A 23,472-nucleotide genomic window follows, 5' to 3' on the forward strand; every position below is an offset into this window, starting at 1 on the left:
AGTGACATCAAGGTCGCTTACTGGCGAACTGGCGGCATTCGCCGCCGAACTGAAATTCGAGCTCGATCCGTTCCAGCGGCAGTCGTGTGAGGCGCTCGAGGGCGGGCACAGTGTGCTCGTCTGCGCGCCCACCGGTGCGGGCAAGACCGTGGTGGGCGAATTCGCCGTCCACATGGCGTTGGCCGCGGGTGGCAAGTGCTTCTACACGACGCCGATCAAGGCGCTCTCGAATCAGAAGTTCGCCGATCTCACCGAACGTTATGGTCGCGACGAGGTCGGCTTGCTGACCGGTGACCAGTCCATCAACCCGGACGCCTCGGTGGTGGTGATGACCACCGAGGTGCTGCGCAACATGCTCTACGCGAGTTCGGATGCGCTGCGCGGGCTTTCGTATGTCGTCATGGACGAGGTGCACTACCTGGCCGACCGCTTCCGCGGCGCGGTCTGGGAAGAGGTCATCCTGCACCTGCCGCCCGAGGTGCGCCTGGTCAGCCTGTCGGCGACGGTCTCCAATGCCGAGGAGTTCGGCGCGTGGATGGAGACCGTGCGCGGCGACACCGCGGTCATCGTGGACGAGACCCGCCCGGTGCCGCTGTGGCAGCACGTCATGGTCGGCCGGCGCATGTTCGACCTGTTCGACGACAAGTCCAGCGATGCCAAGGTGATCGTGGACGAGGATCTGGTGCGCTACATCAAGCACCGCGAATCCACTGACCGCATGGACAATTGGGCGGTGCCGGGGCGCGGGCGGGGTGGGCCGCGGCGCTCGTTCCGGCCCATGCCGAGGCCGGAGGTCATCGCCAAGCTCGACGACGAGGGGCTGCTGCCCGCGATCACCTTCATCTTCAGCCGTGCGGGGTGCGACGGTGCGCTGGCGCAGTGCGTGCGCTCGCGGCTGGATCTCTCGCGCGACGAGGACCGCGAGGTGGTCGACGCGATCATCGAGAAGCACACCGGGGATCTGCCGCGCAGCGATCTCGAGGTGCTCGGGTACTGGGAGTGGCGCGAGGGCCTGCACCGCGGGTTCGCCTCGCACCACGCGGGCATGCTGCCCGCCTTCCGGCACACCGTCGAGGAACTGTTCGTGCGCGGGCTGGTGCGCGCGGTATTCGCCACGGAGACACTGGCTCTGGGCATCAATATGCCCGCGCGCACGGTGGTGCTCGAGCGGCTCGTGAAGTTCAACGGTGAGAGCCACGCCGAGCTGACGCCGGGGGAGTACACGCAGCTCACCGGGCGTGCGGGACGACGCGGCATCGATGTCGAAGGCCACGCGGTGGTGCTGTGGCAGCCGGAGGTCGACACCAGCGCGGTGGCGGGTCTGGCCTCGACGCGGACCTATCCGCTGCGGTCGTCGTTCCGGCCCGGCTACAACATGTCGATCAACCTGGTCGATCGGATGGGCGCGACGGAATCGCGGGCGCTGCTGGAACGTTCCTTCGCCCAGTTCCAGGCCGACCGGTCGGTCGTGGGTCTGGTGCGTGGCATCGAACGCAACGACGCCCAGCTGCGCAAGCTGCGCTCCCAGCTCGGCGACGAGAGCTTCTTCGAATACATCCAACTGCGCGAACGCATCCGGGAACGCGAACGCGATCTGGAACGGCAGAGCCGCACCGATCGCCGTCAGGCCGCGGTGAATTCGCTCGGCGCGCTGCGGCGCGGCGATGTGGTGGCGATCCCGTCGGGCCGTCGCCAGGGTCTCGCGGTGATCCTGGAACCCGATGCGACACCGGGGGATCCGCGTCCGCTGGTGCTCACCGAGGACAAGTGGGCCGGGCGCATCTCGGCCGCGGACTTCCCGACCCCGGCCGAATCGCTGGGCCGGCTGCGGCTGCCCAAGCATGTCGATCACCGCACCGCGCGGGTGCGCCGCGACCTGGCCTCGGCGCTGCGCAGCACCGGGATCACCATGCCGCGTCGCGCCCGCACGGGTGGCAAGGCCAAGGCCGCCGACGACCGCGACCTGCAGACCCTGCGCCGGGCGCTGCGCAACCATCCGGCACACGCGCGGCCGGATCGCGAGCAACTGGCGCGGATCGGCGAGCGCTACAACCGGGTTGAGCGCGAGACCGAGCATCTGCGCCAGCAGGTGGCGGCCACCACGAACTCGCTGGCGCGCACCTTCGACCGTATCCTCGGGCTGCTCGAGGAACGCGGCTACGTCGCCGACGGTGAGGTCACCCAGGACGGTCGCCGTCTGGCCCGCATCTATGCCGAAGCGGATCTGGTTGTGGCCGAAAGCCTTCGGCAGGGTCTGTGGCGTGGACTGGGGCCGGCCGAGCTGGCGGCGGTGGTGTCGATCCTGGTTTACGAATCTCGGCAGGAGGGCGGCTACCTGGGTGCTTCCGGGCCCACCGCGCCCATTCGCCGGGCCGTGGACGCCACCATCGGCGTCTGGTCGCAGTTGCGGTCCGACGAGTCCCGCCATCGCCTGGCGCCCACCCGCGAACCCGACCTCGGTTTCGTCACGGGCGTCTACACCTGGGCGCGCGGCGACGACCTCGCGGATGCGCTGCTCGCCAGCGGTGATCGTGGAAACCCGCTCTCCGCGGGCGATTTCGTGCGCTGGTGCCGTCAGGTCATCGATCTGCTCGACCAAATCCACAACACCGCCGACGATGTCGAGGTGGCGGCCACCGCGAGCAAGGCGGTGCGGGCCATCCGCCGGGGTGTCGTGGCCGTGGACGCGGCGTAGTAGATGTGACTGTGCTTTGATTCAAGGGTGTACCGACCGCAGTGGGCACGCGAGCGCGTTCCCGCTCGGGGGGCTAGCGTGAGGACAACGGATTGCGAGTGGAGGCAAGCAAATGAGCGGCCCGTACGGACCGAATGACGCCCCTGGCCAAGGGGGAGGCAACGATCCGACGCAGCAGTGGGGCGGCCAGCAGCCGGTCCCCGGCGCCGGACCGACTCAGCAATGGGGTGGCCAGCAGCCCGCACAGCCGACCACGCAGTGGAATGACCCGTCGCAGCAGCAGCCTGCTCAGCAGCCGTGGGGGCAGAGCCAGCCGCAGCAGCCCGTGCAGCAGCCGTGGGGGCAGTCACAGCCGCAGCAACCGGTGCAACAGCCGTGGGGGCAGAGCCAGCCACAGCAGCCGGTGCAGCAGTGGGGGCAGAGTCAGCCGCAGTGGCCGCAGCAGGGTCAGCCCGGTCAGCAGGACTGGAACCAGCAGCAGCCCGGGCAGCAGTGGCCGCAGCCGCAGTTGACCCCGGTCAAGAAAAAGAAGACCGGCTTGATCATCGGCCTCGTGGTCGGTGCGCTGGTGGTGCTCGGTGGCGTCGGCGGTGGCCTGACCTACCTGCTGAGCAAGGATCAGCTCGACAACAGTGCCGTGCAGTCCGGGGTGCAGAAGGTGCTCAAGGATTCCTACGGCATCGACGACGTCCAGAACGTGAGCTGCCCGTCGGGGCAGAAGGTTCAGGTGGACAAGACCTTCGACTGCACCCTCAAGGTGGGTGGCGAGAACAAGAAGGTCACCATCAAGATCACCAAGGATGACGGCACCTACGAGGTCGGTCGCCCCAGCTAGTTTCGCTGGGACCCGATTTCGGGGCAAAAGTCTTGGGCCCGGCCGCGATTCGAGAATCGCGGCCGGGCCCTTCTGATTGCCGGTGGTTCGCTGGGGCGGGGATGCGAGTACAGTGGGCGGAAATTCTCTTCCGACCGCCGTGGGGGCGTTATGAAGCTGATTGTCCGGTCTCTGGGTTGGAGCGCGACCGCGCTGACGGTCGCGAGCGTCGGACTGGCGTCCGCCCCGTTCGCCGCGGCCGATGACGCATCCCCGCTGGTCAACGACTGCACCACCGGTCGATCCACCGCCGAGCCCGCCAGGATCCTGCTCGCCTGCGGTGACGGCAATCTGACCGTCCGCGATATCAATTGGAGCAGTTGGGGACCGGATACCGCCGAAGGTGACGGCACCGAGTACCGGGTCGTCTGCCAGCCGAGTTGCGCGTCGGGGCACGAGGCCACCGCGGCCACGCACATCACCCTGCGCAACCCGCGGGACGGCTATTTCACCGAGGCCGTCATCACCGATCTCAACGGCCAACCCGAAACCTGGCCGGTCGGGCCGCTGACGCACTGACCGGCACTCGGGCCAGGCGGTTCAGCGCTTGGCCATCGCGGTGATCAGGCGTTTGACCGGGCTTTCGGCGTTGTAGGCAACGGCCAACTGCGCCAGGCGATCCGGATCCGCCGGGGTGGTCGGTAGCAGATCGGGCCGGGAGAACTCGACCGTGGCGTCCTGCACCACCCGGACCACCGGGGCGGCGGCCTTCAGATAGTCCTCGGCGGCAACGAGTTTCGCGCGCACACCCTTGGCCAGATCGGAATCCGGATCCGCGGCCGCGGCCCGCAGCGCCTCCACCGAACCCCACTTCGAGATGAGCTGCGCCGCGGACTTGTCGCCGATGCCCGCCACCCCGGGCAGCCCGTCGGAGGCATCGCCGCGCAGCGTGGCCATATCGGCGTACGCCGGACCCGCATTCTCCACCGGCACACCGTATTTCGCCGACACCTCGGCAGGCCCCCACAGCTCGGCCTTGGACAGTCCGCGACCCACATAGAACACGCGGCACGGGGGAGCCGGGGTATCGCGCACCAGCTGCAGCAGATCCCGATCCCCGCTGACCACGATCACCTCGTCGTCGGCCTCCCGGGTAGCGAGCGTCCCGATCACATCATCGGCCTCGAGCCCCTCGGCCCCCGCGGTAGCGATCCCCGCCGCCTCGAGCACCTGCATGATCAGGTCAACCTGGGGCGTGAGCGTATCCGGCACTTCCTCGGCCTCGACCCCGTCGACCACCGCCCCACTCTCGGCCACCCGATGCGCCTTGTAGGAGGGCAGCAGATCCACCCGGAACTGCGGCCGCCAATCCAAATCCAGACACACCACCAACCGGCTCGGCGCATGCTGCTTGACCAGCGCCGCAACCATATCGGTGAACCCGCGTAGCGCATTGACCGGCTGCCCGTCGGGCGCGGTGATCTTCTCCGGGATGGCATAGAACGCCCGGAACCACAGACTCGCCCCATCGAGCAGCAACAGCGGACCGGCACCAGGGTTGCTCATAGCGCCCGACCCTACCGGCACCGACCGACATCGCGGTGCATGCCGGGTGCGCGCCCACGGGTTGCGCCGGTGCCGGCGCGGCGGTGCGGCGGCGATGCGGCGCAGGCCACAGCCGGCACGGGGCGGTGTGAAAGGTGATGGGGCGCAGTGGGGTAGGGGGTGGCGGTGGCCGGGGTGAGTCACCGGTGGGGGTGCGAAGTTGATCGGTGGCTGGAGGGTGGCGGGGGTCGGGGAGTAGCGTCGGATGGCATGAGCTCTCATGACGAGTCACGGTTCGCGGCGGAGGTCTACGGGGCGCGGTTGGAGCGGGCGGCGGAGTTGACGCGGAACGCCCATCTGGATGCGCTGCTGATTACTCCCGGGCCTGACCTGCAGTTCTTACTCGGATCCCGGGCACAGTCGTTCGAGCGGCTGACCTGCCTGGTGATTCCGGCCAGCGGGGAGACTCCGTCGGTGGTGATCCCGAAGATGGAACTGGCCTCTCTGCGGGCGTCCGCGGCCGGGGAGCTCGGGTTGCCGATCGTGGACTGGGTGGACGGCGTGGATCCGTACCGTCTTGTGCGCGGCGTGCTCAATGCCGGTGCGCGCGTGGCGGTCACCGATGTGATGCCCGCCCTGCACCTGCTGCCCATCGCCGATCAGTTCGGCTCCCTGCCGGTTTCGGCGACCCCGCTGCTGCGGGAACTGCGAATGGTGAAGGACCCCAGCGAGATCGAGGCGCTGCGGCGCGCGGGCGCGGCCATCGACCGGGTGCATGCCCGGATGGGTGAGTTCCTGCGGCCGGGCCGCACGGAGGCCGAGGTGGGCGCGGATATCGCGGCGGCCATTGTCGAGGAGGGCCACACCGAGGCCGATTTCGTGATCGTCGGCAGCGGCCCGCACGGCGCGGACCCGCACCACATGGTGTCGGAACGGGTGATCGAGGCCGGTGACGTGGTGGTCATCGATATCGGCGGGCCGGTCGAACCCGGCTACTTCTCCGACTCCACCCGCACCTATGTGCTCGGTGAGCCGGACGAGGAGGTCGCCGCCCAGTTCGCCGAACTCGAGCGCGCCCAGGCCGCCGCGGTCGCCGCGGTGAAGCCGGGTGCCACTGCCGAATCCATCGATGCCGCCGCCCGCGACGTGCTGATCGCCGCCGGGTTGGGCGACTATTTCGTGCACCGTACCGGCCACGGTATCGGCCTGTCGGTGCACGAGGAGCCCTACATCGTCGCGGGCAATGACCTGGTGTTGCAGCCGGGCATGGCCTTCAGCATCGAGCCGGGCATCTACTTCCCGGGGAACTGGGGCGCCCGCATCGAGGACATCGTGGTCGTCACCGAGGACGGTTGCGAGTCGATGAACACCCGCCCGCACGGTCTCACACGCCTGGGCTGATCCGCCCGGTCCGATTCGCGCGGCCGTCAGGCGGTCGCGTCGAATTCGGCGGTGTAGCGCCAGAAGTCGCGCATGGTCGAGTCCGGAATCGGGCTGTCCATGCCGACCTGGGTGAGCAGGATGGCGATGGTCCCGGTCGCGGGCACGATGTGCGCGGAGGTGCCCGCGCCGCCGACCCAGCCGTAGCGGCCGGGAATGTTCCACGGCTCGAGCCGGGCGATATCGACCGACGCGCCGAAGCCCCAGCCCTGGCCTTCCAGAAACAGGTCGCCGAACGCGCGCTGGGCGGGCGTGGTGTGATCGGTGGTCATGAGCCGGACGGAGCTGGCGGACAGCAGCTTTCGCCCGTCCGGGGTGACGCCGTCGGCGAGCAGCAGGCGCGCGAACCGCAGCCAGTCGCCCGCCGTGCCCGCGAGGCCGCCGTTGCCGAGCGGGAAGGCGGGCATAGTGCTCCATTGACCGTCCGGGGCGTCGGCGAGTTCGAGACCGGTCTCGGAGCGGCGGTAGTAGCTGGTGAAGCGGTCCCGCGCGGACTCCGGCACGGTGAAACCGGTGTCGGACATGCCGAGTGACTCGAAGACCCGCTCGGCCAGGAATTCCGGCAGGCTCCGACCGGACGCACGCACGATCAACGCGCCCTGCAGCGCCGAGCAGGTGTCGTAGAGCCACGCCGTGCCCGGCTGCGCAACCATCGGCACCGCGGCAAGTTCGGCCAGCCACTCGTCCATGGCCGGATAGCTCTGCACCTCACGCCCGTCACGCTGCACCGGAAACAGCGCCTCGATGGCGGGCAGCCCGAAATCCGACGCCCACCCGTACCCGGCCTGCGAGCTCAGCAGGTCGAACACCGTGATCGGCCGATGCGCGGGCACCACCTCGTCGAGCGGCGCATCCGGCCTGCGCACCACCATCGGGTGCGCGAGCTCGGGCAGCCACGGCCCGATCGGATCGTGCAGTCCCAGCACCCCGTCCTCGACGAGCATCAGAACCGCAGCGGCGGTAATGGGTTTGGTGATCGATGCCCACCGAAATACCGAGTCCGCGGCCATCGGCACGGTGCCGCCCGCATGAGCCAGCCCGACCGCAGCCATTTCGACGTGGTCGCCGCGAGCCACCAGACCCACCGCTCCGGGCACCCCACCGTCATCGACGCGGGCCTGCAACACTTCTCGAAGTGTGGACATCGCTCTACCTTCCCTCGCGTGCACTCGGGAGAAGTGACGTTCCGGGCCCCGAAAAATAATCGGTCGACCCTGGTCCCGACGTATCGGCACTCGAGCTGCGCGGCGGGGCATGGTCATCGCCGCCATGTGCACCCCGGCCCTGTTCGTCGATCACGCCGACAGGCTGTATCCGGGCGTTTCTCGCGGCCTGCGGGATCGTCTGCCTTTGCCTGATCCGATCCTTGCGGCTACTACCAGTTCGGTGGTGCGGGTCAGTGATCGGTGGCCGGGGCGTCGGTCTTGAAGACGCTGCTGGACAAGATGCGCCGCACTTGGATGGCGATCACCACGCGGGTGGGGTTCACCCGGGGCTGGCGGTAGCGGCCGGCGTAGCGCTCGACCGCGTCGGCGACGGATTCAGGATCGTCGAGGACGGTGGCCGGGCCTTCGAGGGTGATCCAGCGCGGGCCGTCGACCTGGCTGACCGCGGCGTAGCCGGAGCGGCGCACGTTGTTGACCTTGACGGAGCCGTCGTTGGTGATGATTCGGGCGATCCCGGCCTCGGCGTCCCAGGTGAATCCGACCGCGACCACGTGGGGGGTGCCGTCGGCGCGCAGGGTGGTGAGGGTGGCCAGGTGTCGCTCGGTGACGAAGTCGGCGGCGGCGGGGGACAGTTCGGGGCGTGCGGCGGTGCTGGTCATGCTCCGACGCTAGCAATCGCGGATCGGGCGTGCCGGTAGGCGGGGGCCGGGTGGCACACTGTGGGCCATGGGTTTCGGATCGCGGGACGTCGACAAGGGCGTCGTGCTGGTGCTGGGTGGGCGCAGTGAGATCGGCTTGGAAGTGGCGCGGCGGCTCTCGCCGGGCCGCGAGGTGGTGCTGGCGGCGCGCCGCAGCGACCAGCTACAGCAGCAGGCCAAGGAGTTGCTGATCGCCGAGGCGACGGCGGTGCACTGTGTCGAGTTCGACGCCGACGATATGGACGGCCATCAGGCGCTGCTGGAGAAGGTGATCTCCGAGCACGGACGCATCGGCGTGGCCGTGGTGGCGTTCGGGATTCTGGGCGATCAGGCTCGCGCCGAACAGGATCCGGCGCACGCGGTGGAGATCGTGACCACCGACTTCGTGGCGCAGGTCAGCGTGCTGACCAGCCTGGCCAATCTGCTGCGCGAGCAGGGCGACGGCCAGATCGTGGTGTTCAGCTCGATCGCCGGGGTGCGGGTGCGCCGCGCCAACTACGTGTACGGCTCGGCCAAGGCCGGCCTGGACGGGTTCGCCTCCGGCCTGCAGATGGCCTTGTCCGACACCGGGGTTCACCTGCTGATGGTGCGCTCGGGCTTCGTGATCGGCCGCATGACGGCGGGCATGAAACCGGCGATCATGTCCAGCACCCCCGATTCGGTCGCCGACGCGGTGGTGTCCGGGCTGTATCGGCGGGCCCGGAAAGTGGATGTGCCGCGCCGGATTCGGCTGCTGTTCACCGCCATGCGTTTCACGCCGTACGCGCTGTGGCGGCGGGCACGCCGATGAGCGAGGGCCCGGGCATCGGGTTCGGTCCGAATTGGCCCTTGGTCGTCATCGGGATCGGGGCCGACGGCTGGGACGGCCTGGGCGGTCCGGCGCAGCGTGAGCTGGCGGCATGCAAGGTATTGCTCGGTTCCGCACGACAATTGGCGTTGCTCCCGACGTCGCGGGCGCGCGGCGAGCGGGTCGAGTGGCCCTCGCCGCTGGTGCCCGCGCTGCCGGGATTGCTGGAACGCTATGCGGGCCAGCGGGTGGCCGTACTGGCCAGTGGTGATCCGATGTTCTTCGGCATCGGCGTGACCTTGACCAGACTGCTCGGCGCGCAATCGCTGCGGGTGTTCCCGCAACCGTCGTCGGTGTCGCTGGCCTGTGCACGCCTGGGCTGGGCGTTGCAGGAGACGCCGGTGGTGAGCGCCGTGGGGCGGCCGGTGGAGACGGTGCTGCCGGAATTGTCCGACGGCCGCCGGGTGCTGGTGCTCAGCTCGGATGAGTACACCCCGCGCCAGGTGGTGGATCTCCTGGTGCGCAACGGTTTCGGCCGATCCGCGGTTACCGTGCTGGAACAACTGGGCGGACTCTCCGAACGGATCTTCGGGGGCACCGCGGCAGAGTGGGATCGGCCCATCGGGGATGCCCTCAACGTGGTGGCCGTGGACTGTGTCGCCGACCCGGCCGCGCCGCGCCTGACCCGAATCCCCGGGCTACCCGATGAGGTGTACGGCGGCGACGGGCAGCTGACCAAGGCCGAGGTCCGGGCGCTCACTGTGTCGGCGCTCGCGCCCGCCCCCGGCGAACTGCTGTGGGATGTCGGCGGCGGTTCGGGCACCATCGCCATCGAATGGTGCCGCACCCATCCGGCGTGCCGGGCCGTCACTTTCGAGCGCATGGACAGCCGCCGCAAGCAGATTGCCGCCAACGCGGCGGCACTGGGCGTACCCGGTGTCCAGGTCCAAGGCGCTGCTCCCGCTTCGTTCGAGGAGGCGACGGCGGTGCCGGATGCGATCTTCATCGGCGGCGGGCTCACCCAGGACAGCATGTTCGACGCGTGCTGGGAACGCCTGCGCCCGGGCGGCCGCCTGGTGGCCGCCGCGGTGACCGCCGAATCCGATGCGCTGCTGCTGCAATTGGCTGGGCAGCACGGTGGCGCGTTGCGCCGCATGCAGATTTATCGCGCCGAGCCACTCGGCGGCTTCACCGCCTGGCGTCCGCATCTACCGGTCACCCAGTGGTCTGTGGTGAAACCGGCTGCGGCGCAGGCTGATACGACGACCGACGATTAGACCGGTGGCAGCGCGAGCGGCCCGGGTTCGAAGACGGTGACCAGCACGATCAGATTGCCGTAGGGAGCCGAGCCGTTGGCCAGGCGATGCGCCATGCGCGCGAAGGACGTGCGCCACCGATATTTGGCCTCGAGTTCGGCCTGCACGCGCGGCACGAAGGTGCCCTCGCTGACCAGTCGCGCCTGCCCCTGCAGTTGCCGCGAGCCCATGGCCGGGGTGCCCCGCCAGTCGCCGGGCTGCACCAGCACCCGCCCGTCCTGGGCGAGCTGTTCGGCCTCCGCGGAGTAGGACGAGGTACGGAAGGCCAGGCCGTTTTCTCCGATCGGAACCACCAGCCGCGGCACGGTCACGAGTTGGCGTGGTCCGATGGCCCGGGTCACCAGCACCGTTTTCGCCTCCTGCCACACCGCGGCCGGGCCCGTGTGCCGGCGGGGTACCGGTGCCGGGGTGGCGTCGCGCGCGAACTGGGTGCGGGCGGCGGCGGGGTCGATCATGAGGTCTGTCATCGCCTTCGATCCTTTCGTGCCGAAATCCAACGGGATCGGTGCCGGGCGCGCAGCGAACCGTGAGGTCTGCCCGCTCCGTGACGGTTGCCATGTATTCGCTACCGGTATGGTGCGACCTTGTCACTGTGTGTCCGCCCACGGCGGCGGCGCAAGTGCGACACACTGGGCGGCGCATTGAGTTTCACCACATGGGCAGCGTCGGCCACGTTGCCCCAACACTTCTCGACCGATCCGAGTCGATCCCCTTCGATACTCCAGACATTCAGGGCACCTGGCAACGATGCTGGTCAGCGGGCCGCGGCAGGCATTGCCGAGAGGTCGCTCGCATCCCGGGCGCGGCCGTGGCGACGCGATCGCGTCTGGAACGCGGCTGGTTGACCTGTCGGCGGCCGGTTTCGCCTAGGCTGACCGACGTGAGTGCTGCCGCGTCGCGAACGATTGCTTTGCCGCACTGCCGGGTGAGTTACGCCGAGTACGGTGCGCAGGACGGAATGCCGGTGCTGTACTGCCACGGCGTCCCCGGAACCCATTTGGAGGGAGAGGCTTTCGACGAAGCCGGGCTGGCCGCCGGGGTGCGGGTCATCGCGGTGGATCGGCCGGGAATGGCGCAATCCTCGCTACCGGCGGGGGAGCGGGTGGCCGACTGGGTGACCACGGTCGCCGCCCTGGCCGACCGGCTGGAGTTGGAGCGTTTTTCCGTCATCGGGGTGAGCGGCGGCGGACCGTACGCGCTGGCCATCGCCGCGGGCCTGCCGGATCGAGTATCGGGTGTGGCGCTGGTGTCCGCGCCCGCCCCGGTGGAGGTGCAAGCCGATGCGGCGGACCTGGACCCGGTGGCCCGCAAGCGCCGGCGCGGATTGAACGTGCTGCGCCGCGTGCCGTTCCTGGTGCATCCCATGGCGGTCGAGATGTCGATGGTGATCCGCCGCAACAAGGGCGTGGCCGGGTTGGTCGCGCAAATGGCGGCCGTCGACCGCGACCGCGTCGAAGGCGACGCCGAACTGACCGCGAAACTGGAGGCCAACCTGCGCAGCAGTTTCGAACAGGGCAGTCGCGGCTTCGCCACCGACATCCGGCTGGTGTTCACCCGCGACTGGGGTTTCAGCCTGGCCGAAGTGCGCGCACCCGTGCAGATCTGGCACGGCGACGCCGACGGCAATGTGCCTGCCGACGACGCCCTCAGCCTCGCGGCGGCGCTGCCGCGCAGCAGCACGCACATCGTGGCGGGCGCGGGCCACCTGCTGTTCGTCGACCGCGCCGCGGACATCCTGTTCTCGCTCGGCACCGGCGGAGTCTGACCCGCTACCCTCGAAGCTCGACGGAATGGGAGGCGTCGCAATGCGTTTGGTGATCGTAGGACCCAATGGCTCGGGTAAGGGCACCCAGGCGGAGCTGCTGAAGAAGGAGTTGGGCATCGCGCACATCTCCACCGGGGAGATGCTGCGGGCCGCGGTCGCAGCCGGAACCCCGCTGGGACGGGAGGCCGAACCGCTGCTGGCCGCCGGTGCCCTGGTCCCGGACGATCTGGTGCTGAAGATGCTCGATGCGCGGCTCGCGGAACCCGATACGGCCCGGGGCTTCCTGCTCGACGGGTATCCGCGCACGCTCGCCCAGGCCGAGGCGCTCGACACGCTGCTCGCGACCGAACGCGCGCTGGATCAGGTGATCGAGCTGGCGGTCGCGGACGAGGTGATCCTCGAACGGTGCGCCGCCCGATTCGCGGTCGAGCATCGGCCGGACGACGATCCGGAGGTGGTGCGGTCGCGATTAGCGCTGTACCGCACCAACATTCCGCCGATCATCGCGCGCTACCGGGAACGTGACCTCGTCACCACGGTCGACGGCTCCGGTGCGGTCGACGTGATCTTCGGGCACATCCTCGCGGCGGTTCCGCGGTAGCCGCGGTCCCGGGGGTGGCCGCGCCGTTGATGTAGTTGCGGCTCAGGCGGTTTCGCGGAGTGTAGCCAGAACCGCGGCGATGGCCGGATCCGTGGCCGCGATCTCATCCAGTGCGGCGGTGAGTGTTTCGTCGTAGGTGGCGCGCGCCTGCTGATAGCGGTCACGGCCCGCCCCGGTGATCACGGTGTACACCCCGCGCTTGTCATCCGGGCACAGATCGCGATAGGTGAACTCGGCAGCATTGAGCCGACCGACCAGCCGCGTGACCGAGCTCTGATTGAGCCCCAGCTTGTCGGCAAGTTCCTGCATGCGCAGCTCATCGTTCTCGGCCTGATCGAGGAAGCTCAGCGCCCGATACTCCGAGAGCCCGAGCCCGTGCCGACGCTGCAGTGCGCTCGAGAGCCGGTTCTCGACGTGGGCGTGCACGAGCAGCATGCGATTCCACGCGGTGGCGTCGGCGCTGACGTTCGTGGCTTCGATCTGCGATGACATCGGTTCACTCCTAGACCCGGGCGGACCGGTCCTCGGTGTTGTGCGACCGGCCTTGACACAAGCTTACATGTACATGCATGCTCTTGTCCGTAGAAGTATTTGCACATACATACAACTACTGAGGGACTGATATCCATGCCCTGGGTCTACCTGCTCATCGCCGTCGTCTTCGAGATCGCCTTCGCGCTGGGCACCAATGCCACACAGGGTTTCACCCGCCTGTGGCCCTCGGTCTTCACCCTGCTGGCCGCCGCGGGCGGGATCTTCACCCTGAGCCTCGCGCTGCGCACGCTGGATGTCGGTGTCGGATACACCATCTGGACCGGCATCGGCTCCATCGGCACCGTCGTGCTCGGCGCGCTGATCTACAAGGAGAAGATCACCCTGCCCAAGGTGTTCGCCTTCGGCTCGATCATCGCCGGAGTATTGGTCCTGCGCTTGGCCGCCGGAGCCTGAGACCCGCTCCCGGAAGCCGCCGCCGAACCCCGGGTTCGGCGGCGGCTCTGATTGTGGTGGACCAGCGTCGGTGATAACGTCCAGACATATGTCCAGCTATGTGTCTCTAAAGGTGTGTGCCGCATGAAGATTCGGGTCGATCTGGATCTGTGTCAGGGGCATGCGGTCTGCCAGGCCGAGGCGCCCGCGGTGTTCGCCGTCCCCAAGCGTGGCCAGGTCGAGATCCTCGATTCGGATCCGGGTCCGGCGGTGCGCGCCGCCGTGCTGGAGGCCGTGAAGTACTGCCCGACGCAGGCTCTTTCCGTGTCTGACGGCGAGGTTTGATCGCCTCCACCCTTGTCCCGGACTTCGATCCGCAGTAATGTCCGGACACGTGTCCATGGAGGTCTGGGCGCAGGTGCGGAGAGGATCTTTCAATGACGCTGGTCAAGCCGCGGCGGGTGTCCGGGGGAGCGGATGAGCACGGGCATCTCGAGGAGTTCCGCCGGGATCCGATCGCACTCATGCGGCGGGTGCGCGAGGAGTGCGGGGATGTCGGGTCCTTCGAACTGGCCGGTCGCAATGTCATTCTGCTGACCGGGGCCGAGGCCAACGAGTTCTTCTTCCGGGCCGCCGACGAGGAGCTCGATCAGGCCGCGGCATATCCGTTCATGAAGCCGATCTTCGGCGAGGGCGTGGTGTTCGACGCCCCGCCTGAACGGCGCAAGGAGATGCTGCACAATCAGGCGCTGCGCGCGGATCACATGCGCGGGCACGCGTCGACCATCGCGCACGAGGTGGATCGGATGCTGGCCGGGTGGGCGGACTCCGGCGAGATCGATCTGCTCGAATTCTTCGCGGAACTCACCATTTACACGTCCTCGGCCTGTCTGATCGGCCGCAAGTTCCGCGAGGAGCTCGACGGACGGTTCGCGCACCTGTACCACGAACTCGAGCAGGGCACCGACGCGCTGGCCTATGTCGACCCGTACGCGCCGATCGAGAGTTTCCGTCGCCGCGACGAGGCGCGGGTGCAACTGGTCGAGCTGGTGCAGTCGATCATGGATGGGCGCGAGGCGAATCCGCCGTCGGGCAAGGACGACCGCGACATGCTTGACGTGCTGATCTCCATCAAGGATGAGCGCGGGGTATCCCGGTTCTCGGCGAGCGAGATCACCGGCATCTTCATCTCGATGATGTTCGCCGGGCATCACACCACCTCGGGCACCGCGGCGTGGTCGATCATCGAGTTGCTGCGGCATCCCGACGTGCTGGCCTCGGTGGTCACCGAGCTCGACGAATTGTATTCCGACGGTTCGGAAGTCAGTCACAATGCCCTGCGGCAGATTCCGGAGCTGGAGGCCGTGCTGAAGGAGGCGCTGCGGCTGCATCCGCCGTTGATCATCCTGATGCGCATCGCCCGCGACGAGTTCGAGGTGTGCGGGCATCGCATCGCACCCGGCGACATGGTGGCCGCGACCCCGGCGGTCTCCAACCGCCTGCCCGACGACTTCCCGGACCCGGACGCCTTCGATCCGGGCCGTTACCTGGACCCGCGGCAGGAGGATCTGGCCAACCGCTGGACGTGGATCCCGTTCGGTGCGGGCCGGCATCGCTGTGTCGGTGCGGCGTTCGCGCTCATGCAGCTCAAGGCGATCTTTTCGATCCTGTTGCGGGACTGGGAGTTCGAGCTCGCGCAGCCCTCGGACAGCTATCGCAACGACCACTCGAAGATGGTGGTGCAGCTGGAGCAGCCGTGCCGTGTCCGCTACCGCCGCAGGCGGTGAATAAAGGCAGCGAGTACCATTACCAAGCAATTGCTTGGTTTGGTTGGGAGATGCTGTGATCGATGACTTCCGGGAACGGGACGGCGCCGCACTGGTCGTGGGCGGCACCGGCGGAATCGGAGCCGCCATCGTGCGCCTGCTGGCGCAGCGCGGCAGCGAGATTGCCTTCACGTATCGGGCGAGCCGGGACGCGGCCGAGGCGCTGACGAAAGAGGTTGTGCAGCAGGGGCGTTCCTGCGACTCCCAGGCCTTGGACCTTACGGACGCGGACGCGGTCGCCGAGGTCGTCGCCGGATTCGAGCAGCGCTTCGGCGGCCTGCACACCGTCGTCTACGCCGCCGGACCGCACGTTCCGATGGTCCACCTCAGCAACGTGTCGCCGCAGCAGTACCGCGACCAGCTGAACGCCGATGCCGCGGCGTTCTTCAACCTCATGCACGCGAGCCTGCCCGCATTGCGGCGCTCTCGCGGTTGCGTGGTCGCGGTGACCACCGCGGCCACCCGCCGCTTCCCGGTCCGTGACGGTCTGTCCTCGGGTACCAAGGGTGCCGTCGAGGCCGTGGCCCGCGCGCTCGCCGTCGAAGAGGGCCGCTTCGGCATCCGCGTGAATTGCGTGGGCCCGGGCATGCTGACCGACGGCATGGCCGACCGCCTGATCAGCTCCGGCGAGCTGGACGAGTCCGCCCTCGCGGTGGCGCGGCGCAATATTCCGTTGCGCCGCTTCGGAACCGCGACCGACATCGCCGAGGCCGTTGCCTTCCTGGCCTCCGATCGCGCCGGATTCATCTCCGGCCAAGCCCTCGACATCGACGGCGGCTACACCGCCTGATCACCCGGCCTCACAGCGGCGGCGAGACCGGGAAGGTCACCGGGACCGTGACCGGGGCCCGGTGGAAAGCGCTGGGCTGCCAAGCCAATTCGGCCAGCGGGACCGACAGTTTGATGTCGGGCAGGGCGTCGAGCAGCTGTTCGAGGGCTTCGCGGACGATGATCGCCGCGACCGACTGCGCCGGGCAGGCGTGCGCGCCGACGCCCCACGCCAGGTGCGAGCGATTGCCGGTGCGGTCGCCGCCGACCGCGGGATCGTTGTTGCACGCCGTGATCGCGATCAGTACCGGCTGATCGGCCGGGAGCCAGCCGTTGGCGATCACCTGCGGGTGCTGCGGGTACCGGGGGCAGCCGTTGGCCATCGGCGGATCGCTGAAGAGCACCTCGTCGATCGCATCGCGCAATTGCAGTGAGCCGGTGAGCAGGCCCTCGTGAAAGTAGTTGTCGGAGGCCATCAGCACCAGCGCGTTGACGATGAGATTCCAGGTCGGCTCGGCGCCCATGGCGTAGAGCTTGGCGACCTGCTCCACGATCACGGCGTCCTCGAAATGCGCGGGGTGATCGATGAGCGCGGAGATCACGTGGCGGCCCGGCTGCGCGCGGGCGGTCGCGACGGCCTGGGCCAGCACCGCCTGGAAGCGCCGATCGGCGAGATCGGAGGTGGCGGCATCGGCGGTCTCGGTCAGCTCGGCCAGTGCGGCAGCGGCTTCGGCGGCCAGGGCGGCGGGCAGTCCGATGAGCTCGTCGAGCACGGCGAGGGTGAGCGGACGCGCGTACTGGGCGAGCAGATCGGCCTGCCCCGCCTCGCAGAAGCGATTGATCAGCGGCACCGCGGCCGCCTCCACCGCACCGCGCAGCCGATATTGATCGATGCTCGCAATGGCCGCGACATAGGCGGCGCGATGGTCGGTTTCGGCCCCCGTCGGCCCCCATTCCATCAGCGGCAGCACCGGACACTGCTCGGGAACGCCGGCCTGCCACGCCTGCGGGTCGGCCGGAAAATGCTCGGGATCGCCGAGAATCCGCAGCGCCTCCCGATACCCCAGCACCAGCGTCGCGGGCACCCCCGCGGCCAACTCGACCGGCGCCACCGGCCCGTGCAGTCGGCGTAGCTCGTCGAGGGCGCCGCGCGGGTCGGCGGCGAACTCGGGCGCGAACATTTTCAACGTGCAACTCCGATGAGCCGGTGGAACGTGAGCATCTGTGTTGCTACCCGGATGCGGGCGTGGTGAGCGTAGCAACCCGGACGGCAGGTCGCACGTCAAACATGTTCTGCTGTAACAAGTTTCAAACCGACTGGCACGTTACTCAGTGTTGTTGCAGCGGAGGGCGAGTCGCGCCAGGGCATGACCGATACGCTGACCGATCTGCGCTACGCCGGGCCGTCGGCCGATCCTCAAAAGGTGGTGCGCGCGGGCGGGAAGGCCACCGGGAGGTTCGTCAGCGCTCGATGGAAAGGGCCTGGCCGCCACGTGAGTCGGTCGGCCGGGCAACCCAGTCGCAGCTCGGGCAACAGGTCGAAGAGCTGGTCGATGGCGTGCTCGGCGACCGAGTACGCCACATCCTGCGCGGGACAGGCATGCGGACCGGTACCCCAGGCCAGGTGTGGATTGTCGCCGGTGTGGCGGGCCACGATCGCGGGGTCGTTGTTGCAGGCCGCCACGCTGGTCACCACCGGCTGGTCGGCGGGCAGCCACACCTTGCCGACCACGATCGGCTGCGCCGGAAAGGTGATGGCGCAGTTGGCCAATGGGGGATCGGCGGACAGCGACTCGTTCAGGGCGTCGCGGGTGGTCAGCGCCACCGCACCCGCGTATCGCTCGTCGGTGAGCATCAGCAGCAGCGTGTTGGCGATCAGATCGGTCAGCGGTTCGATCGCCGCGTCATAGTAGGTCAGCAGCTGTTGGACGAGCTCCTCGGCGCTCAGATCCGCTGTGTGCGTGACCAATCGGGAGGTGGCATCGTCGCCCGGGGCCTGCTGCTTGCGGTTCACCAGCTCGCCGAGCGTGGACTCGAGGACCGCCCGGCCCGCCACGGCGGAGTCGCCCTCGAACATCATGGCCAGGCCCGCCGCGATCCGGTGACCGATATCGTCCGGGCAGCCGACCAGATGGTTCAGATAGCCGACGGCGACCGGAAATGCGTACTGGCTCACCAGATCTGCCTCACCGTCGAAGCAGAAGGTATTGATCTGCGCGGTCGCGATCTCGTCGATGGTGGCATTCACCTGATACAGATCGACCGCGGCAATGCTGTCGACGGTGGCCTTGCGGTACCGCGCGTGCTCCGCGCCCGCGCTGCGCAGCGGACTGGGCCGATACCGCAGCGTCGGCAGGATGGGGCAATCTGCCGGAATGTCCTGTTCCCAGCCGCGCGGATCGGCCGGAAACCGGTCCGGGTCGTTGTTGATCTGCACCGCGGCGCGATAGCCGATCACCAGGGTGGCGCGAATGCCGGGTGAAAGCTCCACGGGCGCAAACGAACCGAACTGCCTACGCATCCCGGCATAGAACGTGTGCGGGTCGGCGGCGAACTCGGGTGTGAAGATCGGGATGGGCGTTGTCAACGACGGGACTCCAGAGCTGGAACGGGGTAGTTCACACGCGGTCGAACCGACTCGAACATCGACCGAACCCAACAGGCTCCATGCTCGCAGATACTACACAGGAATGCCGGGCCCGGACGCCCCGAGATGCGAGGCCGGCGAACCGCCGCGTCGACACGAGATGCACAGTGCACGAGGCAAATTCATGCGGTGTCTGTTGACTTGCGTACGGTGGCCCACAAGGTAGTCGTTGCGGTCGAAGCGCAGCGGGTAATGATGTCGGACGAGTAGGGAGGGTCACGATTGTTCAGCGGTAGTCACGCGACCGACGCGCAGAGCCCGGTGACGCTGGCCGACGAACGGGTCGGGGTGAACGATGCGGTTGCCGCGGCGGTGACCCGGTCGGTGGGGTCGATGCCTGCCCTGTATCTGGTGCTGGTGGTGTTCACCGGGTATATGGCGCTGGGGACCTGGTGGGGGCCGCTGCATCGGCTGGATCCGTATCCGTTTCCGTTCCTGCTGTTTTTGAACAACGTCGCGCAGTTGGTGTTGTGCCTGATCATTCTGGTCGGGCAGCGGGTGTTGAGTGCGGCGGCCGACCGACGATCGGTGCAGACGTATGAGAACACCGAGGCGATATTCCGACAGGTGGCGGATCTGCAGCAGCATCTGGACCGGCAGGATCGGGTGCTCAGTCGGGGATTGAGCCTGCTGGAGACCAGTCCGCATCCGTGGATCGAGCAGCACCGGGTGCAGGATCCGCCGCAGGCGGCCGATCAGGCGGTCACGCTCAACGACCGGATCGCGGCCTGGCTGACCACCAAACTGGGCAGTGTCTGGGCGTTCTATCTGGCCGCCGCCACCCAGGTGGCGTGGATTCTGTTGGCGGTGGCCGGGATTCAACACTTCGACCCCTACCCGTTCCTGTTCATGTCCTTCCTGTCCTCGCTGGCGCAGCTGGTGTTCATGATCGTGATCATGGTCGGCCAGGATGTGCTGGGCCGGGCCGGTGACCGCCGGTCCGAACAGACCTTCCTCGACGCGCAAGCGGTCCTGCACGAGTGTCTGCGCATGAAAGTGCGGCTCACCGCGCAGGATCGGGTCCTCGACAGTCTCACCGGGTACGTGACCGGACAGGTCATCGAACAACTGGCCCTGGCGATGCACGACACCAACGAGCGAGTGGCGCATCAGGTTCGCGTGCACGAGGCGATGACCACCGGCACCGCCCCCGTCGACGCCGACCGGCTGCGCGGCTGGGAGGAATTGCCGCATCAGGCCCGGGAACGAAATCGGATCCAGGCGCGCCGCATCGGCGAAAACCTCGCCGCCATCGGCTGTTTCATGGTGCCGCGCTTCGAACCGGCCCTGGAATTGACCCTCGACGACGCCGAGGTGCGCTCGCTGGCCCGGCTGGAATACAACCGCTGGATGGAGGAGAAGATCGCTGCGCGGCAATCGGATTCACCGTGCCCGCCCGACGACGCCCTGCCACTGCCCTGGGACGAGTTGCCCGACGCCGCCCGGGTCCGCCACCTGCAGGCGGCCAGGCGTCTCCCGGTCATGGTGACCCGCGCGGGTTTTCAGGTGCTGCGTGGCGCACCTGAAGCGCGAACCAACGGCAGTCGATGACTGGTTCACCCCCTGATCGGGAGCCCGTCGACGCGCGAATCATTGCTGCGGCATACCCGCCGCCCGTCTTCGTACTTGACCTTCCCGCCACGGGAGGCATTGCAGTCCTCCGCGGTGACCGAGGAAGGCCGGGCCTGCGCCTGCGCCGCGAAAACCGGTGTTGCCGTCGCCAGTGCGACGGCGATCAACACGACGAGCCCCCGAGACTTGGACAATTCCGGCATCCGCAGCATGCGCCCACTATGCCGGGCCGAACATCTTCCCCGCCGCCGCCACGCCGGTGAACAGGAGAGATGGGGTCAGGTGAGCTTGATCTGGCGGTTGACGTCCTTGTACAGCAGGTAGCGGAACTTGCCGGGGCCGCCCGCGTAGCAGGCTTGCGGGCAGAAGGCGCGCAGCCACATGAAATCCCCCGCCTCGACCTCGACCCAATCGTCGTTGAGGCGATAGACCGCCTTGCCTTCGAGGACGTAGATGCCGTGCTCCATCACGTGCGTCTCGGCGAAGGGGATCACCGCGCCGGGCTCGAAGGTCACGATGTTGACGTGCATGTCGTGGGCGAGATCGTTGGGGTCGACGAATCGGGTGGTGGCCCAGGCATTGTCGGTGTCGGGCATCGGCGTCGGCTCGACGTCCTGCTCCTGCACCACGAAGGCATGCGGCGTGTAGCCCGCCAACGGTTCGTAGGCCTTGCGAACCCACTGGAAGGTCGCTGCCTCGGCGGAATCATTGGCCACCGACCAACTTTCGCCCGCCGGAAGATAGGCGTATCCGCCCGGCGTGAGAACATGCTTCTCGCCATCGATTTCGAGGTTCAGCGTCCCGTTCAACAGGAACAGCACCGACTCGACGCCCGCCTCGGGCTCGGGCTCGGTACTGCCGCCACCGGGCGACACCTCGATGATGTACTGCGCGAACGTGGTCGCGAACCCGGCGATCGGCTTGGCGATGATCCACGCGCGAGTGTTGTTCCACCCGGGCAGGTTGCTGGTCACGATGTCGCGCAGCACACCCCGGGGAATGACGGTGTACGCCTCTTTCACGATGGCGCGGTCGGTCAGCAGTGTGGTCTGCGACGGCAAGCCGCCCTGGGGTGCGTAATACGTCGGCTCGCTCAAGTGCCAATTCCCATCGTGTCGAGGTTCATCCGCCACCGTGCAGCGTCTACCGGCAGAGGGCGTGCGCGAGCACCACGCTATGCAGTAGCGATCGCTGGACACAATCGTGCAAACCGACATTCCTGACGCTGTCGATCAGGATCGGATCCGTATCTTCACACCCGGACCGGGTGTGAAGATACGGATCGCGCGGTTACGACCCGGCGCGGGCCTTCGGCTTGGTGCCGTGGCGGTGCATGGTCTCCAGGGCTTCGACGAGCACCTTCGGGTTGTATTGGCCCTTGTAGACCGGTTTGGGCTTGGTGTCGAGGCCGAGGAGGGTGGCGACCGCGACTTGTGCTGTGCGGACGGAGTATTCGACGGTGAACACGACGTCGTCGGGGACTTCGGCGTACTGGCCGATGAAGGCCAGGTTGGTGGAACCGGCGGGCACGACGTCGGGGCGGTCGCCGTGCGAGCGCACCAGGAACTGGCTGGTGATGTAGGGCATGATCGTGGGCAGCACGATCGAGTTGGCCACGATCTGCTCGCGGTTGTCGATGGCCAAGTGCGCCAACGCTTCCTGCAGGATCTCGCGGCCGGTGCAGGCCGACATGGGCTTGGCGACATGGTCGCCGACCTTGTCCGGGAACAGGGCATAGCCCCACCAGACGAAGGTGTCGGCGGGCTGCTCACGGAAGTGCGGCTGATGGTTGAGCACGACGGTCAGCAACCAGCTGGAATCCTTCATGGTGATCAGACCGCCCTTGCCGGCCTCGCTGCCGCTGAACTTCTCCATCTCCTCGAAGAAGGTGGGGTCCTTGGTGGTGACGGTGAAGGACTCCCAGGTGGAATCCTTGATCGAGGAATCGAAGACCGCGGGATTGCCCAGGCCGGGACGTTTGGCCGCGAGATCGCGCCACAGCTGCCAGGAGCCCGACGAGCCGGAGGTGTCCAGGTCCGGGACGGTGTCGGTGGACGCGAGGGTCGAGTTCGCCGTCATGGATCCGTTGGTGATCATGACGAGGTCGTCGGGCCCGACCGTGATCTCCTCGGTCTTCCCGCCGCTGACGCAGGTCAAGCCCGTCGCGGTGAGCTTGTCGCCGTCGGCCAGCCGGACATCGGTGATCCGCGAGTCGAGGCGGATGCTGACGCCCTGATCGGTGAGCCAGCTCAACATCGGCCGCACGATCGAGTCGTACTGGTTGTAGCGGGTCCGGTAGATCCCGGACATGTTGTCGAAGGTCTTGAACAGGTGGACGAATCGATTGAGGTAGCGGCGGAACTCGATCGCGGAATGCCAGGGCTCGAAGGCGAAGGTGGTGCACCACATCCACCAGAAGTTGGTGGTGAAGAACGCCGGGCTGAAGCAGTCGGTGATGCGCTTGCCGTCGAGCAGCTGCTCGGGGGTGGCGAAGCATCGGACCAGTTCGAGTCGGTCGCGTTCGGTGAAGCCCATCGAATGCGCGTCGATCGGATGACCGCTGGCGTCGATCAGCCGGGCATGGTCGTCCCACGCGAAGTCCTCGTGGAAGGAGAAGGTGTCGTCGGTGACCGAGACGGCCGGATTATCCAGTGAGGGGATCGAGCGCAGCATGTCGTAGGTGCACTCGAAGTGAATCTCGAACATGCGCCCACCGCGCATGGTGTAGCCGGTCTCCGGGGACCCGGCAGCGTCGAGGCTGCCACCCTGGCGTCCCTGCTCTTCGAAAATCACGATGTCGGAGCCCTTGAAGCCGCCGTCGCGGATCAGAAATGTCGCCGCAGACAGTGCAGCGATGCCACTACCAACCAAATACGCCTTCGCCATGATTAACCTCTTCCAGGAT

The 23,472-nt window shown here is 67.8% G+C and carries 23 protein-coding genes; 13 read left to right on the forward strand and 10 right to left on the reverse strand.

Annotated features, from left to right (window positions below):
• Position 1 precedes the first annotated feature (1 nt).
• The 3 genes from ACYVN4_RS23645 to ACYVN4_RS23655 all read left to right on the forward strand — a co-directional run bounded on the left by ACYVN4_RS23645 (position 2) and on the right by ACYVN4_RS23655 (position 4,088).
• Positions 2 to 2,695, forward strand: coding sequence for a DEAD/DEAH box helicase (locus ACYVN4_RS23645; protein WP_460724173.1), 2,694 nt, complete (start codon positions 2 to 4; stop codon positions 2,693 to 2,695).
• A gap of 112 nt (positions 2,696 to 2,807) precedes the next feature.
• Positions 2,808 to 3,530 (forward strand): DUF4333 domain-containing protein, encoded by a 723-nt coding sequence (locus tag ACYVN4_RS23650; protein ID WP_460724174.1) that lies wholly within the window; start codon positions 2,808 to 2,810, stop codon positions 3,528 to 3,530.
• Positions 3,531 to 3,680: 150 nt separating this feature from the next.
• Positions 3,681 to 4,088 carry a hypothetical protein gene (locus ACYVN4_RS23655; RefSeq protein ID WP_460724175.1) on the forward strand — a complete coding sequence of 136 codons (408 nt, stop codon included), beginning with the start codon at positions 3,681 to 3,683 and terminating at the stop codon, positions 4,086 to 4,088.
• A gap of 21 nt (positions 4,089 to 4,109) precedes the next feature.
• Here the strand turns inward: ACYVN4_RS23655 and ACYVN4_RS23660 are convergent, their stop codons facing one another.
• Positions 4,110 to 5,075 carry a 5'-3' exonuclease gene (locus tag ACYVN4_RS23660; protein WP_460724176.1) on the reverse strand — a complete coding sequence of 322 codons (966 nt, stop codon included), beginning with the start codon at positions 5,073 to 5,075 and terminating at the stop codon, positions 4,110 to 4,112.
• Between the two features lie 249 nt (positions 5,076 to 5,324).
• Here ACYVN4_RS23660 and ACYVN4_RS23665 point away from each other — a divergent pair, with 249 nt between their 5' ends.
• The gene (locus ACYVN4_RS23665; protein ID WP_460724177.1) at positions 5,325 to 6,455 is read left to right on the forward strand and encodes a M24 family metallopeptidase; all 1,131 of its coding nucleotides are present in this window, start codon (positions 5,325 to 5,327) and stop codon (positions 6,453 to 6,455) included.
• A gap of 26 nt (positions 6,456 to 6,481) precedes the next feature.
• Here the strand turns inward: ACYVN4_RS23665 and ACYVN4_RS23670 are convergent, their stop codons facing one another.
• Both ACYVN4_RS23670 and ACYVN4_RS23675 read right to left on the reverse strand, forming a co-directional pair.
• Positions 6,482 to 7,639 carry a serine hydrolase domain-containing protein gene (locus ACYVN4_RS23670; protein ID WP_460724178.1) on the reverse strand — a complete coding sequence of 386 codons (1,158 nt, stop codon included), beginning with the start codon at positions 7,637 to 7,639 and terminating at the stop codon, positions 6,482 to 6,484.
• A 251-nt stretch (positions 7,640 to 7,890) separates the two neighbouring features.
• The gene (locus ACYVN4_RS23675; RefSeq protein ID WP_460724179.1) at positions 7,891 to 8,319 is read right to left on the reverse strand and encodes a PPOX class F420-dependent oxidoreductase; all 429 of its coding nucleotides are present in this window, start codon (positions 8,317 to 8,319) and stop codon (positions 7,891 to 7,893) included.
• 67 nt (positions 8,320 to 8,386) lie between these two features.
• Between ACYVN4_RS23675 and ACYVN4_RS23680 the strand changes: the two genes are divergently transcribed.
• Both ACYVN4_RS23680 and cbiE read left to right on the forward strand, forming a co-directional pair.
• Positions 8,387 to 9,148 (forward strand): SDR family NAD(P)-dependent oxidoreductase, encoded by a 762-nt coding sequence (locus ACYVN4_RS23680; RefSeq protein WP_460724180.1) that lies wholly within the window; start codon positions 8,387 to 8,389, stop codon positions 9,146 to 9,148.
• Positions 9,145 to 10,422, forward strand: coding sequence for a precorrin-6y C5,15-methyltransferase (decarboxylating) subunit CbiE (cbiE, locus tag ACYVN4_RS23685; protein WP_460724181.1), 1,278 nt, complete (start codon positions 9,145 to 9,147; stop codon positions 10,420 to 10,422). The genes ACYVN4_RS23680 and cbiE overlap by 4 nt, the downstream gene beginning before the upstream one ends.
• On the opposite strand, the gene ACYVN4_RS23690 is transcribed toward cbiE, so the two are convergent.
• Positions 10,419 to 10,928, reverse strand: a complete 510-nt coding sequence (locus ACYVN4_RS23690) for a hypothetical protein (protein WP_460724182.1) — start codon at positions 10,926 to 10,928, stop codon at positions 10,419 to 10,421. The genes cbiE and ACYVN4_RS23690 overlap by 4 nt on opposite strands.
• Positions 10,929 to 11,341: 413 nt before the next feature.
• Between ACYVN4_RS23690 and ACYVN4_RS23695 the strand changes: the two genes are divergently transcribed.
• Positions 11,342 to 12,226, forward strand: coding sequence for an alpha/beta fold hydrolase (locus tag ACYVN4_RS23695; RefSeq protein ID WP_460724183.1), 885 nt, complete (start codon positions 11,342 to 11,344; stop codon positions 12,224 to 12,226).
• A 40-nt stretch (positions 12,227 to 12,266) separates the two neighbouring features.
• A complete protein-coding gene (locus ACYVN4_RS23700; RefSeq protein ID WP_460724184.1) occupies positions 12,267 to 12,827 on the forward strand; it encodes an adenylate kinase in 561 nt (186 codons plus the stop codon).
• A 42-nt stretch (positions 12,828 to 12,869) separates the two neighbouring features.
• Here ACYVN4_RS23700 and ACYVN4_RS23705 read toward each other — a convergent pair whose 3' ends face one another.
• The gene (locus tag ACYVN4_RS23705; RefSeq protein WP_460724185.1) at positions 12,870 to 13,319 is read right to left on the reverse strand and encodes a MarR family winged helix-turn-helix transcriptional regulator; all 450 of its coding nucleotides are present in this window, start codon (positions 13,317 to 13,319) and stop codon (positions 12,870 to 12,872) included.
• Between the two features lie 135 nt (positions 13,320 to 13,454).
• Here ACYVN4_RS23705 and ACYVN4_RS23710 point away from each other — a divergent pair, with 135 nt between their 5' ends.
• The 4 genes from ACYVN4_RS23710 to ACYVN4_RS23725 all read left to right on the forward strand — a co-directional run bounded on the left by ACYVN4_RS23710 (position 13,455) and on the right by ACYVN4_RS23725 (position 16,370).
• The gene (locus ACYVN4_RS23710) at positions 13,455 to 13,775 is read left to right on the forward strand and encodes a DMT family transporter (protein WP_460724186.1); all 321 of its coding nucleotides are present in this window, start codon (positions 13,455 to 13,457) and stop codon (positions 13,773 to 13,775) included.
• Positions 13,776 to 13,898: 123 nt separating this feature from the next.
• On the forward strand, positions 13,899 to 14,099 hold the full coding sequence (locus ACYVN4_RS23715) for a ferredoxin (RefSeq protein WP_460724187.1): 201 nt from the start codon (positions 13,899 to 13,901) through the stop codon (positions 14,097 to 14,099).
• Positions 14,100 to 14,191: 92 nt separating this feature from the next.
• Entirely contained in the window at positions 14,192 to 15,541 is a 1,350-nt protein-coding gene (locus ACYVN4_RS23720) for a cytochrome P450 (RefSeq protein WP_460724188.1), read from the forward strand.
• Positions 15,542 to 15,599: 58 nt separating this feature from the next.
• Positions 15,600 to 16,370, forward strand: a complete 771-nt coding sequence (locus ACYVN4_RS23725) for an SDR family NAD(P)-dependent oxidoreductase (protein ID WP_460724663.1) — start codon at positions 15,600 to 15,602, stop codon at positions 16,368 to 16,370.
• A gap of 10 nt (positions 16,371 to 16,380) precedes the next feature.
• Here the strand turns inward: ACYVN4_RS23725 and ACYVN4_RS23730 are convergent, their stop codons facing one another.
• Positions 16,381 to 17,529 (reverse strand): cytochrome P450 family protein, encoded by a 1,149-nt coding sequence (locus tag ACYVN4_RS23730; protein ID WP_460724664.1) that lies wholly within the window; start codon positions 17,527 to 17,529, stop codon positions 16,381 to 16,383.
• Positions 17,530 to 17,765: 236 nt separating this feature from the next.
• The gene (locus ACYVN4_RS23735; RefSeq protein WP_460724189.1) at positions 17,766 to 18,935 is read right to left on the reverse strand and encodes a cytochrome P450 family protein; all 1,170 of its coding nucleotides are present in this window, start codon (positions 18,933 to 18,935) and stop codon (positions 17,766 to 17,768) included.
• 282 nt (positions 18,936 to 19,217) lie between these two features.
• Here ACYVN4_RS23735 and ACYVN4_RS23740 point away from each other — a divergent pair, with 282 nt between their 5' ends.
• Positions 19,218 to 20,546, forward strand: coding sequence for a DUF1003 domain-containing protein (locus tag ACYVN4_RS23740; RefSeq protein WP_460724190.1), 1,329 nt, complete (start codon positions 19,218 to 19,220; stop codon positions 20,544 to 20,546).
• 5 nt (positions 20,547 to 20,551) lie between these two features.
• On the opposite strand, the gene ACYVN4_RS23745 is transcribed toward ACYVN4_RS23740, so the two are convergent.
• The 3 genes from ACYVN4_RS23745 to ACYVN4_RS23755 form a co-directional block, all read right to left on the reverse strand.
• On the reverse strand, positions 20,552 to 20,779 hold the full coding sequence (locus ACYVN4_RS23745; RefSeq protein ID WP_460724191.1) for a hypothetical protein: 228 nt from the start codon (positions 20,777 to 20,779) through the stop codon (positions 20,552 to 20,554).
• A gap of 66 nt (positions 20,780 to 20,845) precedes the next feature.
• Positions 20,846 to 21,664, reverse strand: coding sequence for a bifunctional allantoicase/(S)-ureidoglycine aminohydrolase (locus ACYVN4_RS23750; protein WP_460724192.1), 819 nt, complete (start codon positions 21,662 to 21,664; stop codon positions 20,846 to 20,848).
• 193 nt (positions 21,665 to 21,857) lie between these two features.
• Complete coding sequence (locus ACYVN4_RS23755; protein ID WP_460724193.1) at positions 21,858 to 23,453, reverse strand: oleate hydratase; 1,596 nt, start codon at positions 23,451 to 23,453, stop codon at positions 21,858 to 21,860.
• Positions 23,454 to 23,472 lie beyond the last annotated feature (19 nt).

This window comes from Nocardia heshunensis, assembly GCF_054782115.1.